The sequence below is a fragment of the Acinetobacter sp. SK-43 genome (genome assembly GCF_015351505.1).
GTDB classification, from domain to species: Bacteria; Pseudomonadota; Gammaproteobacteria; order Pseudomonadales; family Moraxellaceae; genus Acinetobacter; species Acinetobacter junii.
This window is the reverse complement of the sequence record NZ_JADKPY010000104.1, coordinates 1-769: the sequence shown is the minus strand read 5'-3', so window position 1 is coordinate 769 and position 769 is coordinate 1. Positions and strand designations below refer to the sequence as shown.

Genomic DNA, 769 nt, shown 5'->3' with positions numbered 1-769 from the left:
GTCGCACGATCTTTATACTTCAATGCTGTCACTTGTGAACCATCACCAACCACTTCAGTACTCAAGGCATTGGTGATAACGGTGGTATTCGGCAAGCTATTTAACTTATCCTGTAAGACTTGGTCAGCACGAAGTTTAGTATCAAACTCAACCAAAGTCACATGCTCAACAATCCCTGCAAGATCAATCGCAGCTTCTACACCCGAGTTACCTCCACCAATCACTGCAACTCGTTTACCTTTGAATAATGGACCATCACAGTGTGGGCAGTACGCAACACCACGTGTACGGTATTCAGCTTCACCTGGAACATTCATTTCTCTCCAACGAGCACCAGTTGAAAGAATGATGGTCTTAGACTCAAGCTTAGCACCATTTTCTAATTCAACTTCAACCAAGCCATTCGCCGTTTGGTCTGCACCTGTGATTTTGCTGACTCTTTGTAAGTTCATGATGTCCACGCCATATTCACGAACATGCGCTTCCATATCTTGAGCAAACTTAGGACCAACTGTTTTTTGGATCGTGGTAAAGTTTTCAATATCCATGGTATCCATGACTTGACCGCCAAAACGTTCAGCTACAATCCCTGTCTTGATCCCTTTACGCGCTGCATAGATCGCAGCTGTACCACCTGCAGGACCACCACCAATCACCAATACATCAAAAGCATCTTTCGCATTGAGAAGTGCTGCATCTTTTTCCGCTGAGTTACTATCTAACTTCGCGATGATTTCTTCCAAAGTCATACGACCCTGACCAATATGTT

At 44.2% G+C, this 769-nt stretch carries 1 protein-coding gene; it reads right to left on the bottom strand.

The features are described from left to right. Positions 1-769, bottom strand: a 769-nt coding sequence (locus IRT38_RS17405) for an FAD-dependent oxidoreductase (protein WP_194598348.1), incomplete at both ends; no start/stop codon positions are given.